Origin of the sequence: Oceanobacillus sp. HCA-5259 (assembly GCF_037892815.1) — a bacterium.
Classification (GTDB): domain Bacteria; phylum Bacillota; class Bacilli; order Bacillales; family Amphibacillaceae; genus Oceanobacillus; species Oceanobacillus indicireducens.
Genome location: NZ_JBBKBV010000023.1, coordinates 19,241 through 35,028 on the forward strand (window position 1 = coordinate 19,241; position 15,788 = coordinate 35,028).

The 15,788-nt window shown below is 34.7% G+C and carries 8 protein-coding genes and 1 pseudogene; all 9 read left to right on the forward strand.

The window, feature by feature from the left end:
• Window positions 1-20 precede the first annotated feature (20 nt).
• The 9 genes and pseudogenes from WKU33_RS12690 to WKU33_RS12730 all read left to right on the forward strand — a co-directional run bounded on the left by WKU33_RS12690 (window position 21) and on the right by WKU33_RS12730 (window position 15,776).
• A complete protein-coding gene (locus tag WKU33_RS12690; RefSeq protein WP_340454943.1) occupies window positions 21-1,643 on the forward strand; it encodes an ATP-binding protein in 1,623 nt (540 codons plus the stop codon).
• A 66-nt stretch (window positions 1,644-1,709) separates the two neighbouring features.
• Entirely contained in the window at window positions 1,710-3,323 is a 1,614-nt protein-coding gene (locus tag WKU33_RS12695) for an acylphosphatase (protein ID WP_340454945.1), read from the forward strand.
• A 32-nt stretch (window positions 3,324-3,355) separates the two neighbouring features.
• Window positions 3,356-4,942, forward strand: coding sequence for an ATP-grasp domain-containing protein (locus WKU33_RS12700; protein WP_340454947.1), 1,587 nt, complete (start codon window positions 3,356-3,358; stop codon window positions 4,940-4,942).
• Between the two features lie 61 nt (window positions 4,943-5,003).
• On the forward strand, window positions 5,004-6,581 hold the full coding sequence (locus WKU33_RS12705) for an acylphosphatase (protein ID WP_340454949.1): 1,578 nt from the start codon (window positions 5,004-5,006) through the stop codon (window positions 6,579-6,581).
• Window positions 6,582-6,635: 54 nt separating this feature from the next.
• Window positions 6,636-8,381 (forward strand): ATP-grasp domain-containing protein, encoded by a 1,746-nt coding sequence (locus tag WKU33_RS12710; RefSeq protein WP_340454951.1) that lies wholly within the window; start codon window positions 6,636-6,638, stop codon window positions 8,379-8,381.
• A gap of 145 nt (window positions 8,382-8,526) precedes the next feature.
• Entirely contained in the window at window positions 8,527-10,776 is a 2,250-nt protein-coding gene (locus WKU33_RS12715; protein ID WP_340454952.1) for a peptidoglycan-binding protein, read from the forward strand.
• 176 nt (window positions 10,777-10,952) lie between these two features.
• Window positions 10,953-13,895, forward strand: coding sequence for a peptidoglycan-binding protein (locus WKU33_RS12720; RefSeq protein ID WP_340454955.1), 2,943 nt, complete (start codon window positions 10,953-10,955; stop codon window positions 13,893-13,895).
• A 61-nt stretch (window positions 13,896-13,956) separates the two neighbouring features.
• Window positions 13,957-14,091, forward strand: a pseudogene (locus tag WKU33_RS12725) (GntR family transcriptional regulator); the annotation flags it as partial.
• A gap of 245 nt (window positions 14,092-14,336) precedes the next feature.
• Window positions 14,337-15,776 carry an APC family permease gene (locus WKU33_RS12730; RefSeq protein WP_340454957.1) on the forward strand — a complete coding sequence of 480 codons (1,440 nt, stop codon included), beginning with the start codon at window positions 14,337-14,339 and terminating at the stop codon, window positions 15,774-15,776.
• The last annotated feature ends 12 nt before the right edge of the window (window positions 15,777-15,788 follow it).

Genomic DNA, 15,788 nt, shown 5'->3' on the forward strand with positions numbered 1-15,788 from the left:
ATATACTAGGAGGAGAACCGATGGAAGAGAATCATGCAGAATGGCTTTCACACTTGTCCAGCGATATTGTAGCAGACGCGCATGGCAACTTATTGGATGCATATGTTATAGCGCTTGAGGGCTGGAGGAGAGGACTTACACTTAGATGGCATGTGAAGGACTCGGAGAAATTTAAAGATATGGCAACCTGGTTTGTGGAACGGCCGGGACAGCTTTTTTCTTTAAGTTCAAAGGAAAGAACACATTATTTTTTCCGGACTCGAGGGGATAAAGTGTCTAATGAAGCTGTTATGATTGGGAAAGATAAGGAACGGACAAAGCAAGTGCTAAGAACGGCAAGTATAAGTACTCCTGAAGGTGAAAAGTTTTTAGAGCATGATTCTGATGAAGTGATTAGAGAATATGTGAAATCTATAGGATACCCAGTAGCGATTAAACCTTTCGATGGAAGTTTTGGTAATGGTGTTATTACAAACATAACTGAGGATGGAAAGTTAAATGATGCAATTTCCTATGTCAGGAATGAGTTGGGATACAAAGAAGTTCTTGTTGAAAGGCATGTATTTGGAAAAGAGTTTCGAATTTACGTCGTTGGTGATGAAGCTGTAGGGGCTATCAATAGAATTCCTCCAAACGTGTTAGGCGATGGAAAAAGTACTATTGCAGAACTCATTCAAAAGAAAAATAGCGAAAGAGCTAAGAATCCTCGTTTAGTGAGTTGTCCTATTCAAGTTAATGAGGAAATCAAAAGGTTTTTATCCTATAGTGGGTTAGATTTAGATTTTATCCCTGTCAAAGATCAGTTACTATATTTGAGTGAAAAAAGTAATGTATCTTTGGGTGGTGATCCTATCGACATTTTAGATGAATTACCTGAAAAAATCTTAGATATTGCAGTCCGCGCTATAAAGGCGATACCGGGTTTAAATCATGGGGCTGTGGATGTTATATGGGATGAAAATAATGAGGACTCCACGGGAGTTGTAATAGAGGTGAACCCGACTGCACAACTTGGTGGTATATTGTTTCCTATGGTTGGAAAGTCGAGAGATGTTCCATCAGCTATAATAGATTATTATTTTCCTGAGTCAAAAGAAAACAAAAGCCTAAAGCCAAATCTTTATTTTGATTTGGAAGAAGCATTAGAACCTTTGAGAAAGAAAATAGCAACATGTACAAGAGTGGCGTCTATAAAAAGTGGAGATTACTATTGTAATAAAATTGTCATTCATGAACAATTTAAAGAGAAGAACTTAACTGCAGAGATAAAAAAAATAGCAATCGAATATGGCTTATATGGCTATGTAAAAGAAATTAATTTAGATCATTTATTAGAAATTGTAATAACAGGTTTGGATAGAAAGTTGATTAATGATTTTTTGTGTTCGCTATATAATTTGGGCATTGATAAAACAAATATATTACTATCCGAGTGCGACCAGCCAGTGAAAGTTGGATTTTATGTACAGAATAGTAAAGAAGAATTAATACACAAAATACATCAATCCGAAAAGAAATTGAGTAATATGGTGAGAGAAAAGAACAAAGCTTCCAAATTATACAATGATATGTTGAATAGTCGACTTTGGAAAATAACGAGACCTGTGAGACAATTAAGTTATTTGATGAAGAAAATATTTTAAAAACAATTAACGACAATGTTATTTAATAATGATTTACAATTACTTTTATACGAAGGGAAGATACAAATGAAGTCGACTAAAGATAATTATGAATTAGAATTATTATATCAATTAAAGGATATTGTCCCTCGGAGTGCATATGGGCCGAATTCGACCATGTTTGCAATTGCTTTAGAAGGTTGGCGAAGAGGCCTTCAGCTTAAATTTTATACAAAACTGATTAAAAACCGTGTCAAAATTAGATACGCTTTAGCAAGTGAAGAGAAAGAAATACCATTTCAATTATCTCTAGCAGAAATTGTACCTAAGAAAGCAAGGAGAATAACAAGAAGTAAAGCAGATACAAAAGAAGTTTTAATTCGAAATAAAGTCTCAACTCCTCAGGGAGGGAGTTTCAATGAGAAGGATACTGATACGGATATTATGGAGTATGCACAAAATTTAGGATATCCATTAATAATAAAACCTACGAATGCTAGTCTTGGAATCGGTGTTATTACCGATATTCAGAATAAGGATATGCTTGAAGAAGCATTAAAAGAACTGCGTGGACGAATGGGATATAAAGAAATCATATTAGAGCAAGAAGTTACAGGAGATGACACTCGCTTATTTGTAATTGGCGATGAGGTTTTTAGTGCGTTTAAACGAATTGCACCAAATGTTACAGGCAATGGAAAAGATACTATTAAAGAATTAATTTCTGACAAAAATGATGAGAGGAAAAATCACCCTCACATGAACGGATCAAGGATACCAATTAATGATGATGTCATTGAACATCTTGCGAAACAAAACTTAACTCTAGATTCAATTTTAGAAGAAGGTAAAAATATAACCCTAGATACACATACCTTTCCTTCAAACGGAGCGGAAATAGCTGAAGTAACTGAAGAATTAACAGAGGAAGATAGAAAACTAGCTGTACAGGCAGCTAAAACTTTACCAGGACTAACAGTATGTGGTGTAGATATAATGATAGATCGAGAAAAAGATACTCGCTATGTTTTGGAGTTAAACTCCCGACCAAATATTATTGGCAGCTTATTTCCATGGGTTGGTACTCCAAAAAATATAGCAAAGGCAATAGTGGATTTTTATTTCCCTGAAAGTCTTGAGGAAACCAAGAGACGCGAGGGCGATAATTTTTATTTTGATTTTGATGAAATCTCAAGAATATTAAAAGCTGGAATTGCAAAAGAAATAATTGTGCCGCCCCTGACTAAAAAGGAAATAATCATGAAAAAACTAATTGTTACTGGAAAAGTGCAGGGAGTAGGATTTAGAAAATGGGTTCAAAGAACAGCTACAGGTTTTGCGTTAAATGGTTTTGTTAAAAACCTTAAAAATGGGAATGTCCAAATAGTTATTGCTGGTACAAGTCAGAATGTCAATAAATTTATTGAAAATGTTGAAACTAAAAAGTCAAAAAAAATAAGGGTAGAAAAGGTACGTGTCACTAAGTGGGATAATCCTGTAAAAGCTGCTTTTGAAATAAAAACTTCTACAGGCAATATTGATAAATTAAAAAAAGAGCTTAGCAAGGTAAAAAATAGAAATAATGAATTAGAAACAAAACTTAAGAAAACTCAGCAAAAGTTAAGCTGGATGGAGAAAAGCAAGAGTTGGAGATTAACGCTACCGGCAAGGAAATTGTTAAAAACAATGAAACGAAATTAATTATTTGGTAAAAACCAAGGGAAGTTTTAGATATGAGAAAGAATTATCATGTATGGTTACCGCAATTAATCGATACCATACCAAATGCAGCTAAAAGAAATAGAATAAGTATGTATTCGCTGGCTCTTGAAGCTTGGCGTCGAGGTTTATTGGTTAATTTTTACACAGCAAAAGTTGATGGTATTTTTGATATTAAATATTCAATATCCGACAGTTATAAAACCCATCATTTTTTTGGATCTTGTGGGGATCTGAATACCGAAGAAGCGGTACAGATATGTCATGATAAAGTTAAAACAAAGCAACTGCTAAATAAAAGTGGAATAAATGTTCCGATGGGTAGACAATTTAATATTCAAACCGACTCCCATGAAATATTAGATTATGCTAACGAGGTCAATTATCCTGTCGTTTTAAAGCCACTCAATGCAAGTGGAGGAAGAGGAGTATTTGTAAACCTAGCAAGTGAAAAAGAGCTTTTAGATGCCCTTACATTTATCGAAAAAAAACTTCCTTATCAAGACATTATTATGGAAAAATACGTAGAAGGAAAAGAGGTACGGGTTTATGTTCTTGCAGACAAAGTTCTCAGCGCTGTTCATAGAAAACCCGCTCATATTATCGGGGACGGAATAAAGAACATATCGGAACTAATTGAAGAGAAAAATGAAATCAGAAAAAAGACACCAACACTATATTACAGACCTATTAAAATTGATGCGAGTTTAACAAAACGATTAAAAAAAATGGGATATTCTATGGATGATATACCTAAAAAAAATGAATTAATTTATTTACGTGAAACGAGCAATATTTCAACTGGCGGAGAACCTTTTGAGGTTACACATTTATTGACTGATTCACACAAAGAAACTGCAGTTAACGTTATTAAATCAATACCTGGTTTTGTTCATGGTGGTATTGACATGATTATTAATAATGAAAATTACTCCATACTTGAGGTAAATGCACAACCAGGTCTAGGCTCCCATTTATTTCCGTTAGACGGAGAAGCGGTTGATATACCGAAGTATCTAATTGATTATTATTTTCCTGAAACGCTGGATATAAAAACAGCAGATTCTAATATATATTTCGATTTTAATACAGTTTTAGATGTCTTGAATAACACTGGTTTAAATGAAGTAACTATTGGACAGATAAATAAAAATGTATGGCAGACAAAGAGATACTTGGTTAAAGCTATATTTGAACCTATACGATATTATAATTGGATAAGGAATAAAATGTTTGAAAAAAAACTGATAGGCTCTATGACTAAGCTTGATCAAGGATGGATTGAGTTTGTAGTCGCTGGAGAGACTATTGAAGAAATCGCAAGTTTTTATGAAATATTAAATGATAACATTCTTAAAAAATATATTATGCAAGTAAAAGAAGAGCCTTGGAATAGACCAACTCAATATGGGTTCGAGTTTATTGATGGATATCACATGCTCAGTAAAAGAGAATTAGAAGAAAAAATAAAGGATTTAGAAAAAGAACTATCCATTGTTGAGAGAGAATTGAATAGGGTTTCTTCTCAAATTACAAAGATGAAAAACAGCAATACATGGAGACTGTTAACGAGAATAAAAAGGGTAATAAAAAGTAATTGAATCTAGATTAAAGTTTAATGAGCTATAAAGTTGGATCTAAAGCAGTAGGAGGAAGAAAATAATGAAAGAAATTAAGGAGAATTGGTTACCCCATTTAATTAATGCGGTACCGGCTGCTGGTTTTGGAAAAAGATTAAGTTTGTATACAATCGCTCTAGAAGGATGGAGAAGAGGATTAAAGTTGAAGTTTTTCACTTTGGATGATCCTGAGAATAAATTACGGATTCGCTATACACTGAGCTCCGATGAGAGGGAGCATACATTCGAGTCCTCGAAAGGTGATAAAACAACAGATTTAGCATACAAAATTTGTGATAATAAATATCTTACAAAAGAATACCTTCAAAAAGCTGGTGTGCCAGTTGCTGAAGGAAAGAGTTTTTCGGAAGATGTGAGTAATGATGAAATAATTGAATATGCAAATAAATTGGGTTACCCTTTAGTTATTAAGCCAATTAGTGCAAATGGAGGAAAAGGTGTAGTTTCAAATATTGAAAACCAAAAAGAACTAGAAGATGCATTATCTTATGTTCGGCATGAATTAGATTATTCTGAAGTAATTGTAGAATCATTTGTTCAAGGTAATGAATTCCGGTTTATAGTGGTTGATAATGAAGTAGTGGGAGTATTGAATAGAGTTCCAGCTCATATTGTTGGAAATGGAAAAAGCACAATTAGAGAATTGATAAGGGAAAAAAATGAAGAAAGAAGAAAAAATCCACATTTAAAAAGTAGAATGATTAAAATTGACCGTACTGTAACTGATCTATTAGATGAATTGGGATATACTTTGAAATCAATTCCAAAAGAAGGAGAAGTGGTTCAATTAAGGTTAACAAGTAACCTTTCTACAGGTGGAGATTCTATAGAATTAACGGATGTAATTTCTCCCGAGCTAAAAAAAATTGCGATTGAAGGTACAAAGGCTATTCCTGGATTAACTGTAAGTGGTATGGATATCATGGTAGACAGCGATAATAAATCAGGTGTTATCATTGAAGCTAATACACGACCAGGTTTAGGAGGCCATTTATTCCCTGTTGAAGGAACACCAAAAGACATACCAAAGGTTATTGTTGATTATTATTTCCCCGAAACGAAAGATGTTGAAAAATCAAGTTTATACTTTGACTTTAATAGCATTCTAGAGCCATTAATAAATAGAACTGCTAAGACGGTCTATGTGAGTCCAGCGCCTACGGGAAAAGTCTTTGGCAAAAAGTATATTGTATATGGAAAGTTGCAAAAAGTTGGTTACAAAGTTTGGATAAAGAGGCAAGCTTTACTTCATAGACTGAATGGTTTTATGGAGGACTTGGAAGATGGGGGTATTGCCATTGTTGTTGCATCACCTAAAAAGGAAGATGTAGTCAATTTTAAGGAGATTTGTGAAAAGGGTAATGGAAGAGCTAAAATAACTAATATTATTGAAGAAAACTTTGATGAACCAGTAAAAATCGGATTCGAAATCAATAAAACTCTTAGTAAAGAGGAAATTAAAGAACTTGAAGAGGATTCAATTGTTTTGGAAAAAGAGAGAGATTATTTTAAAAAGAAATTTACTCAAATTGAAACAAGCAGAATGTGGAGATATACATCTCCTGTTCGAACTGTGCTTGATAAGATAAAGGGGAAATAAGAGAGAAGAGTAATGAAAATATAGGAAGTTTATAGATACGGAGATGATTTGATAATGGATGAAAATAGGACGTGGTTAAATCATTTGGAAGAGGCTGTCCCATTGAAGGGGTATGGGAACAGACTTAGTATGTATCTAATCTCACTCGAAGCTTGGCGTAGAGGAATAACTATAAACTTTTTTAATAAAGATAATCCGGATAATAAAAACCTAATAAGGTATTCACTGAATTATGGTGGGAAAGAATATCAATTTGAATCATCCAGAGGCAATAAGTTAAGCAAGGAAGCATTTGAAATCTGTAATAATAAAGATTTGACTAAACAGTTTATGACAAAATTAGGTGTGAAAGTACCACAGGGTAAGAGATTTTTTAAGGACGTGAAAGAAGAGGATGTGGTATCCTTTGCTGAAACAATAGGCTATCCTGTGGTCTTAAAACCTAGTGATCAAAATGCTGGAAAAGGTGTATTCTCCAATATATCCGGTGCGAAAGAGCTAAAAGAGGCTTTATGGCATTTGACGGAAGAATTGAATTATAAAGATTTTATCGTTGAGGAATTTATCCCAGGGACGGAATATCGGGTCTTCCTAATAAATGGTAAAGTATTGGCTGCTGTTAATAGGATTCCTGCTAACATAGTTGGAAATGGAAGAGATACTGTTGAAACCCTAATAAACCAAAAAAATAAAGCGAGAAAAGATAATCCGGCACTTTCTTCCAAGACTATTAAAATAGATAGAGAAATAATAAATAATCTGAAAAGCTGTGGTTATGATATGCAAAGTATCCCATCAAAGGGAGAAAAGATTTTATTGAGAAACAATAGTAATGTATCCACTGGGGGAGATTCCATTGATGTAACGGATAGCCTAACAGACACGCAGATAGACATGGCTCAAAAGGCTGCTAAATCAATACCTGGTTTAGATGTTTGTGGTTTAGACATGTTAGTAGACATAGAAACTGGGGCTCCCACGATTATAGAGATAAATACAAAACCTATGATAGGATTACACGTGTTTCCAATGGAAGGAAAATCTAGAGATGTCGTTAAACACATTGTAGATTATTATTTCCCAGAATCTATTGATGGAGAAAAGTCAAATCTTTATTTTGATTTTGAAAATGTTATAGGAGCCTTAAATAATATCACTACTAAAGAATTACAATTACTCCCTCCGAATAATCTAAAAGAATATTTTGGAAAAAAGATTAGCATAATAGGAAAAAACTTAAATGCAACATTTATGGGGAAAGTTAGAAGAATATCAATGCAGAATAGCGTATATGGCTATATTAAAAAGTTAGAAACAAATTCAGTGGAAATTGTTTTAGCTCACTACGATCTTGATATCGTAAAGAGAGTCATGGATCATATTTATTCTCTTAACAACGTTGAAATTGAGACTGTTGAAGAAGAAGATTGGAGAAAGCCTGTTAAAGTTGGATTTGAAATTAAAAGAGATGGACTGCAAGAATTATATAAATCTCTAGCAATAGAAAGGTCTACTAATAAGTCCTTGATTAGAGATAAAAATAATCTAAATCGATTACAAAAAAAGCAAAAAGAAGATTTAAATAAACAAAAAGAAAAAAATAAAAGAATACAACAAGAACTAGATTCACTTTTAGAAAGACAAAAGAAATTAGAAAAAAGAAATAAAATATTGCAAAAAGAATTAACTGATGAAAGACTCATCAGAGAGCAATTTGAGAGAAGGTATGAAAATATCTTAGAAAGTAAATCATGGATTGTAACGAAACCATTTAGAAATTTAAGAAGGCTATTTAAGTAGCATGAATTTAAAGCTATATAAGGACTTATGACTCAGATAGGTCCTTTTTTTATTGGAATAAAGTAAAAAAATGGGTAAAACTGTTGATTTTTGATGCTTTATCACTGATACTAGATAATGTAATAGAGATTTAGGAGGTGAAAAGTTGAGAAAAATAAAAACTACTACTTTTGTGCTGGGACTTATCTTGGTGTTTTCGTTTAACACTACCATTCAAAATGTGTCTGCAGAAGAGGTTGAACAAATAGAAAATTCAGCTAAAGGTGAAATGGCAGAAGAATCTACTCTACAAAATCAGGTTGATCAGGAAGAGGACATAGTAGATAAAGCGACTTCAGAAGAGAAACATGAACAAGAAATCATTGAAGATAAAGATTCGATTGATCCGAATAATGAAATAGAAGAAAAAGAAAATATTACGGAAACGAATATTTACAAAGAAGAAAAAAAGAGTGATCAACAATCTGATAAGAAACCAGAAAATAAGGATGTTGTCAGTGATGAAGACGAAAGTGAAATAGATGAGTCGGCGGTTAAATCTGTAAATGCAAAATCATTGTTTGATATTGGTGATAGTGGCCCTCATGTGAAGGAGCTAAAGCAAGAACTTGTTCGTCTGGGTTTTGCAAAGTGGTCTAATCCTACTGAAGTATATGGTCAAATAACAGCAAATGTCGTGAAGGATTTCCAAAAGTACTATGGTTTAACAGAAACAGGAATAGCTGACGCAGCGACAAGAAATAAGATGAAAACAGTCTTAAATCCACCATATCAAAACAGAGATAGAGGACAGCCGGTTATAAAATTAAAAGAAAATCTAGTGAAGCTAGGTTATGCTAACTGGTCCAATCCAAGTCAATTCTATGGTTCTGCAACGGAGAAGGTGGTAAAGAAGTTTCAGCGAGCTAATGGTTTAATAGTCGATGGAATAGCTGGTTCTAGCACGTTATCTAAAATAAATGAATTGTTAACCTCTCGATATATGAATGGAGATAGAGGTCCTCATGTAGTAGAATTAAAGCTGGACCTAGTGCAGTTGGGTTTTGCAAATTGGTCTAAACCTACTGAAGTATATGGTCAAATAACAGCAAATGTCGTGAAGGATTTCCAAAAGTACTATGGTTTAACAGAAACAGGAATAGCTGACGCAGCGACAAGAAATAAGATGAAAACAGTCTTAAATCCACCATATCAAAACAGAGATAGAGGACAGCCGGTTATAAAATTAAAGGAAAATCTAGTGAAGCTAGGTTATGCTAACTGGTCCAATCCAAGTCAATTCTATGGTTCTGCAACGGAGAAGGTGGTAAAGAAATTTCAGCGAGCTAATGGTTTAATAGTCGATGGAATAGCTGGTTCTAGCACGTTATCTAAAATAAATGAATTGTTAACCTCTCGATATATGAATGGAGATAGAGGTCCTCATGTAGTAGAATTAAAGCTGGACCTAGTGCAGTTGGGTTTTGCAAATTGGTCTAAACCTACTGAAGTATATGGCCAAATAACAGCAAATGTCGTGAAGGATTTCCAAAAGTACTATGGTTTAACAGAAACAGGAATAGCTGACGCAGCGACAAGAAATAAGATGAAAACAGTCTTAAATCCACCATATCAAAACAGAGATAGAGGACAGCCGGTTATAAAATTAAAGGAAAATCTAGTGAAGCTAGGTTATGCTAACTGGTCCAATCCAAGTCAATTCTATGGTTCTGCAACGGAGAAGGTGGTAAAGAAGTTTCAGCGAGCTAATGGTTTAACAGTCGATGGAATAGCCGGAGTAGCGACGCTTAAAAAGATGGAGGATGCTATATCAGACACAGTAAAGGTGTTTATCGATCCGGGGCATGGCAGTCTTGATTCAGGTGCCACTGCTTATGGGCTATATGAAAAAGATGTCGTGTTATCTATTGCATTAAAATTAGCACAGGAGCTTAGTAGTTATGCTGGTATAGAGATTATGTTGTCACGAACGACAGATGTATCAATATCCTTAGAAGAGCGAACACGAATGGCTAATAATTGGGGGGCGGATTTCTTTATAAGCTTACATACTAACTCTCACAACTATAATGCAAATGGATTTGAATCATTTATATATAACGGTGTAGTTTCAAAAGAAACCAGTGATAGGCAAAATGATATCCATAACCACGTTGCTAGCTGGCTTAAGTCCAATAATGGGATTAATGATCGGGGAAAAAAACGTGCTAATTTTCATGTGCTCAGGGAAAGTGAAATGCCATCGTTACTCCTTGAATATATGTTCATAGATAACAGTAAAGAAAACAATCTATTGAAGAGCAAAAGTTATCGTGAAAAATTAGGAAAAATAACAGCAGATGCAATTGTTAAATCTTTTAACTTAAAGAAAAATAATACTAAAATATCTTACTAATTTAACTCGACAATGCTTAAAACCATTGTCGAGTTTTTATAAGAAGTTAAACAAAATGCGATAGGGTAATAGAATTTATCAAAACTATTGAAAATATCCTTTGAGTTGCCGATAATAATATAGAATAGAGAAAATTATAGGGAGGTGAATCTAAAGTGGTAAAAAGAAGTCTAATAATGTCAATTGTTTTCTTAGTCTTTTTCAGCTTTAGTTCAATAGTAGGTGCAGAAGAAAAGGCGGAAATACATAATGAGGGTTTGACTGAGGAACAAACTCCTCTATTAGATGAGAATGAAATTAAAGTCAAATCTGAGAAAGCAGATAGTGAAGAAGAAACTGCCAGCGATAATGAGAGTTTAATAGAAGAATCAGCTAATGAAGAAACAAATGAAGTTCAGGATGAGGAAATAAATGCTGAACCGGTAGATGAGGAAATGAAAGAAGAAATAACAGAGAAAGAATCGACTGAAGAGGAAGGACCGAATGAAGAAACAACAGGGGCAATTTTAAACACAGTTCAACAATATGCACCAGGAGATTATGGTGATCACATTGTTGAATTGAAGAGTAAATTAGTACGGTTGGGCTTTGCAAAATGGAGTTCTCCGACCCCTTCCTATGGTCAGATTACATCAAAAGTTGTGGCAGAGTTTCAAGCCTATTATGATTTGTCACCAACCGGAATCGCCGATGAAACAACTAGAGCTAAAATTGAGGAGGTCCTTAATCCTCCATATAAAATAGGGGATCGTGGTGTACAGATTGTTGAAATAAAAGAAAACCTAGTGAAATTAGGCTATGCGAATTGGAAGAATCCTAGTCAATTTTATGGACAAATTACAGCTGATACGGTAAAAAAGTTTCAGTCTGATTATGGTCTACCAATTGATGGGATTGCTGGTACACAAACACTAAATAAAATACAGACGGCACTAATAGAAGGAAATGAGTATAGAAATGGTGATAGTGGACAGCATGTTGTAGCATTAAAACAGGATTTAGTAAAGTTAGGCTTTGCTTCTTGGAAAAATCCTAGTCAAGTTTATGGAAATATTACTGCTAACGTAGTACGCGAATTCCAAAGTTATTATGGACTTCCTGCTACAGGACAAGCTAATGAGACTACACGTAATAAAATTGCTGAGGTACTAAACCCGCCATATAAGAATCGTGATCGTGGAGAACCGGTTGTAAAACTTAAAGAAAACTTAGTAAAATTAGGCTTTGCAAATTGGTCAAATCCTAGTCAATTTTATGGCACTGCTACAGCAAATGTTGTAAAGAAATTTCAAAAAGAAAATAACTTGACGGTGGATGGTATTGCGGGATCAAGCACGCTTGCTAAAATTGAAGAGTTATTAACTTTAGAAAGTAAATATAAGAATGGTGATAGTGGGCAACATATAGTGGAGCTAAAGAAAGACTTAGTAAAGCTAGGCTTTGCTTCTTGGAAAAGTCCTAGTCAAGTTTATGGAAATATTACTGCTAATGTAGTACGTGAATTCCAAAGTTATTATGGACTTCCTGCTACAGGAGAAGCTAATGAGACTACACGTAATAAAATTGCTGAGGTGCTAAACCCGCCATATAAGAATCGTGATCGTGGAGAACCGGTTGTAAAACTTAAAGAAAACTTAGTAAAATTAGGCTTTGCAAATTGGTCAAATCCATCACAGTTTTATGGTTCCGTCACAGCGAATGTGGTTAAAGAGTTCCAGTCTTACTATGGCTTAAATAAAACTGGGGTTGCGGATAGTGAAGTGTTATCTACAATTCAACATATTTTAACGATGGCTTATCAATCTGGTGATAGTGGACCACATATCAAAAAATTAAAAGAAGGATTGACACTGCTAGGTTTTGCAAATTGGTCTGATCCTACCCCTGTATATGGTTCTGTCACGGCGAGGGTAGTTTCAGAGTTCCAAAAGCACCACAATTTAAAAGTCAGTGGATTGGTAGATGAAGTTACATTAAACAAAATAGAAATTGAAGTTGAGAAAAAGCTTGAATCTATGCAGGATTCTCACTATGATATTACACTCGAAGAAGCCTTAAGAATGCAAATGGCAGCCAACCCTCAAACAGATAAATATCGAAACGAACCTGCATATATTTCGAGCAGCTATGTCAATCTTGGCCAAAAAGGAACAACAAATTCAAGTTCCAACGTTAATTTAAGGGCTAAGGCAAATACAACAGCTACGGTTAATTATACTCTACGACCAAACACAACGGTGGTCATACTCGGAACAGTAAAAGGTTCGACTGTAAACGGAAGTACAGAATGGTACAAAGTTTGGTATGGCGGTAAAGAGAACTATGTCCACAGTTCTCTTGTGAACGAACATAAAGTTCAAATGGCGATTGTTACTGCAAGCAATTTGAATGTAAGAGCAAAAGCTGCTGCAAACTCTCATAAATATGGTTCATTCAGTAAGGGAACGGTCCTGGAGGTAATTGGAAAAAAGGGAACGTGGTTACAAGTTCCTTACGGTGCTTGGAGAAATGCTACTGAATCGGATACGTTAGAGTATCTTGATCCCTTGAATAAAGATATTGATGAGTTCCAGCACTTGGATTTATCGTCACCGGTTGGCGCTAAAGCTGCGGAACTGAATAAATATCTCGAAGGAAAAGGTATTCTCGCAGGTAAAGGGCAAGCATTCATTGATGCAGCGAAATCGCACAATATCAATGAGCTATATTTGCTGTCCCATGCATTATTGGAAACGGGCAATGGTACATCAAAACTCTCTAATGGAATAGTTGTAAATGGTAAGAAGGTTTACAATATGTTCGGTATTGGCGCGGTAGACTCTTGTCCAGAAAAATGCGGCTCAGAGAGAGCGTATAAAGAAGGATGGGATACACCTGCCAAAGCAATAGTAGGTGGCGCGAAATTTATAGGTGATAAATATATTCATAACGAATATAATCAAAATACCTTGTACAAGATGCGCTGGAATCCAGAAGGTATGGCTCGCCACGGATATGCAACGCACCAATACGCTACAGACATTCAATGGGCCAAAAAGCAAATTAACAATTTAAAGAAATTACATCGAGAGATATTAGCTAACCCAGTACTTAAGTTTAATGTTGTTCAATACAAGTAATCTATTAAATCTAGCCTTTACTAGCCTTATAGTGAGGCTAGATTTTTAACTCCTCGGTGTAAACCAAAACACTCCAGTTTTAAAAGTTAGTCGAAAATTAGTAGATATTGAAAACCAAATGGTAGAATATGAACAGGCTGTTTACCGAGCAGATATGTATTCATTTAAAATAAAACTAGCAAGAAACAATAGCTAAGGGAAGCAGTTATAATAATAGTTTCAGTAATCATAGTACTTTCCAGAGAGTTGTTTCAATGGAATAATAAAATGAGACTCCGGTGTAAATGTATGTGCAAATAGCATGATACATTTACATAGGTTTTTTTATAAATTTACAAAAGCCGACTAAATCTAACATATAACTGGTACGTACAACCTTTATTTAATGACTAATATGTATTAAAGTTACTTATGTAATTTATAAAAGTTAAGGAGAATACAATGGAACAAAGAACAACTCTAAAACGTACATTAAAACCACACTGGGTCTGGGCGATTGCTCTCGGCTCATCAATTGGCTGGGGAGCTTTCGTACAACCAACGAACTGGATGGAAACAGCAGGACCTCTCGGCGTAATGCTCGGATTTGCTATCGGGGGTCTATTAATGATGGTGATTGCCATCAGTTATGGCTTCTTGATTAAGAGTTTTCCGGTATCTGGCGGGGAATTTGCTTATGCATATATTAGCTTAGGGCGAACACACGCCTTTATAAGTGGCTGGTTTCTGACATTAGGATACATATGTATTGTCGCTTTGAATGCATCGGCATTTGCATTGATGTTTAAATATGTTTTCCCATCCCTATTAGAGAATTTTTATATGTATCAGATTGCCGGTTGGGATGTTTATGGCATGGAGATCATTCTTGCCTCTGTTGCACTAGCTATATTTTGTTATTTTAATATTAAAGGCGGTATTTTTTCCGGTAGCATGCAATTTATTTTTGTTGCAATTATGATTCTCGGGGTAGTTGCAATAACGTTTTTAGTCGGTATCAATCCATCTGCTGGACTAGAGAACGTTCAACCGTCTTTCCAAACAGATAAGAGTGCTATGGTAGCTATCTTTTCAATCGTAGCCATTGCTCCGTGGGCTTTTGTCGGCTTTGATAGTGTTCCTCAAGCAGCAGAAGAATTTAATTTCTCATCAAGTAAAGCATTTCGTTTAATTATTTTTGCTATTATTTTTGCAGTCGCTATCTATTGTGCAATGATATTAGCTACTGCAATGGCAGCGCCCTGGCAGGAGGTAGCAGCGGCTGGCCATCTATGGGGAACGGGGTATGTTATTGAACAAACTCTAGGTACTATGGGGGTTGTTATACTTGTTGTTGCATTATCAATGGGAATATTTACTGGACTAAATGGATTTATTATTTCTACTAGTAGATTATTATTTGCTATGTCACGTGCGAAGTTTATTCCTGCTTCGTTCTCTAAATTACATAAAAAATATCAAACACCTTATATCAGTATTCTATTTATTGTGATTGTTTCCATGGCCGCACCTTGGTTTGGCCGCCAAGCTTTAACATGGGTGGTAGATATGTCTTCAGTGGGCGTAACAATTGCTTATTTTTATACATGTTATACAGCTTATGTAATTTTTAGATGGAAAAAAGATCATCGCTTCAATCCAAATAAACATGTAATTGCACCAGTACAGAAGACATTTGCATTATTAGGTATTATCTCAAGTATTTGTTTCTTAGGATTGTTACTTATTCCGGGTTCTCCTGCATTTTTAGGAATTGAATCTCGTATTGCTTTGATTATATGGGTTGTTTTAGGTGTAATATTTTATTTGAGTAAACGTCGAGATTATAAGGCAATATCGGATGAAGAAATGAATTATTTAATTTTGGGGAAAAAAAAGTAACCGTTAGAGATA

Bases quoted from the DNA above. Each gene is read 5' to 3' on its own strand.
- WKU33_RS12720 (WP_340454955.1), top strand. From the start codon at position 10,953: ATGTCAATTGTTTTCTTAGTCTTTTTCAGCTTTAGTTCAATAGTAGGT.
- WKU33_RS12690 (WP_340454943.1), top strand. From the start codon at position 21: ATGGAAGAGAATCATGCAGAATGGCTTTCACACTTGTCCAGCGATATT.
- WKU33_RS12695 (WP_340454945.1), top strand. From the start codon at position 1,710: ATGAAGTCGACTAAAGATAATTATGAATTAGAATTATTATATCAATTA.
- WKU33_RS12705 (WP_340454949.1), top strand. From the start codon at position 5,004: ATGAAAGAAATTAAGGAGAATTGGTTACCCCATTTAATTAATGCGGTA.
- WKU33_RS12730 (WP_340454957.1), top strand. From the start codon at position 14,337: ATGGAACAAAGAACAACTCTAAAACGTACATTAAAACCACACTGGGTC.
- WKU33_RS12700 (WP_340454947.1), top strand. From the start codon at position 3,356: ATGAGAAAGAATTATCATGTATGGTTACCGCAATTAATCGATACCATA.
- WKU33_RS12710 (WP_340454951.1), top strand. From the start codon at position 6,636: ATGGATGAAAATAGGACGTGGTTAAATCATTTGGAAGAGGCTGTCCCA.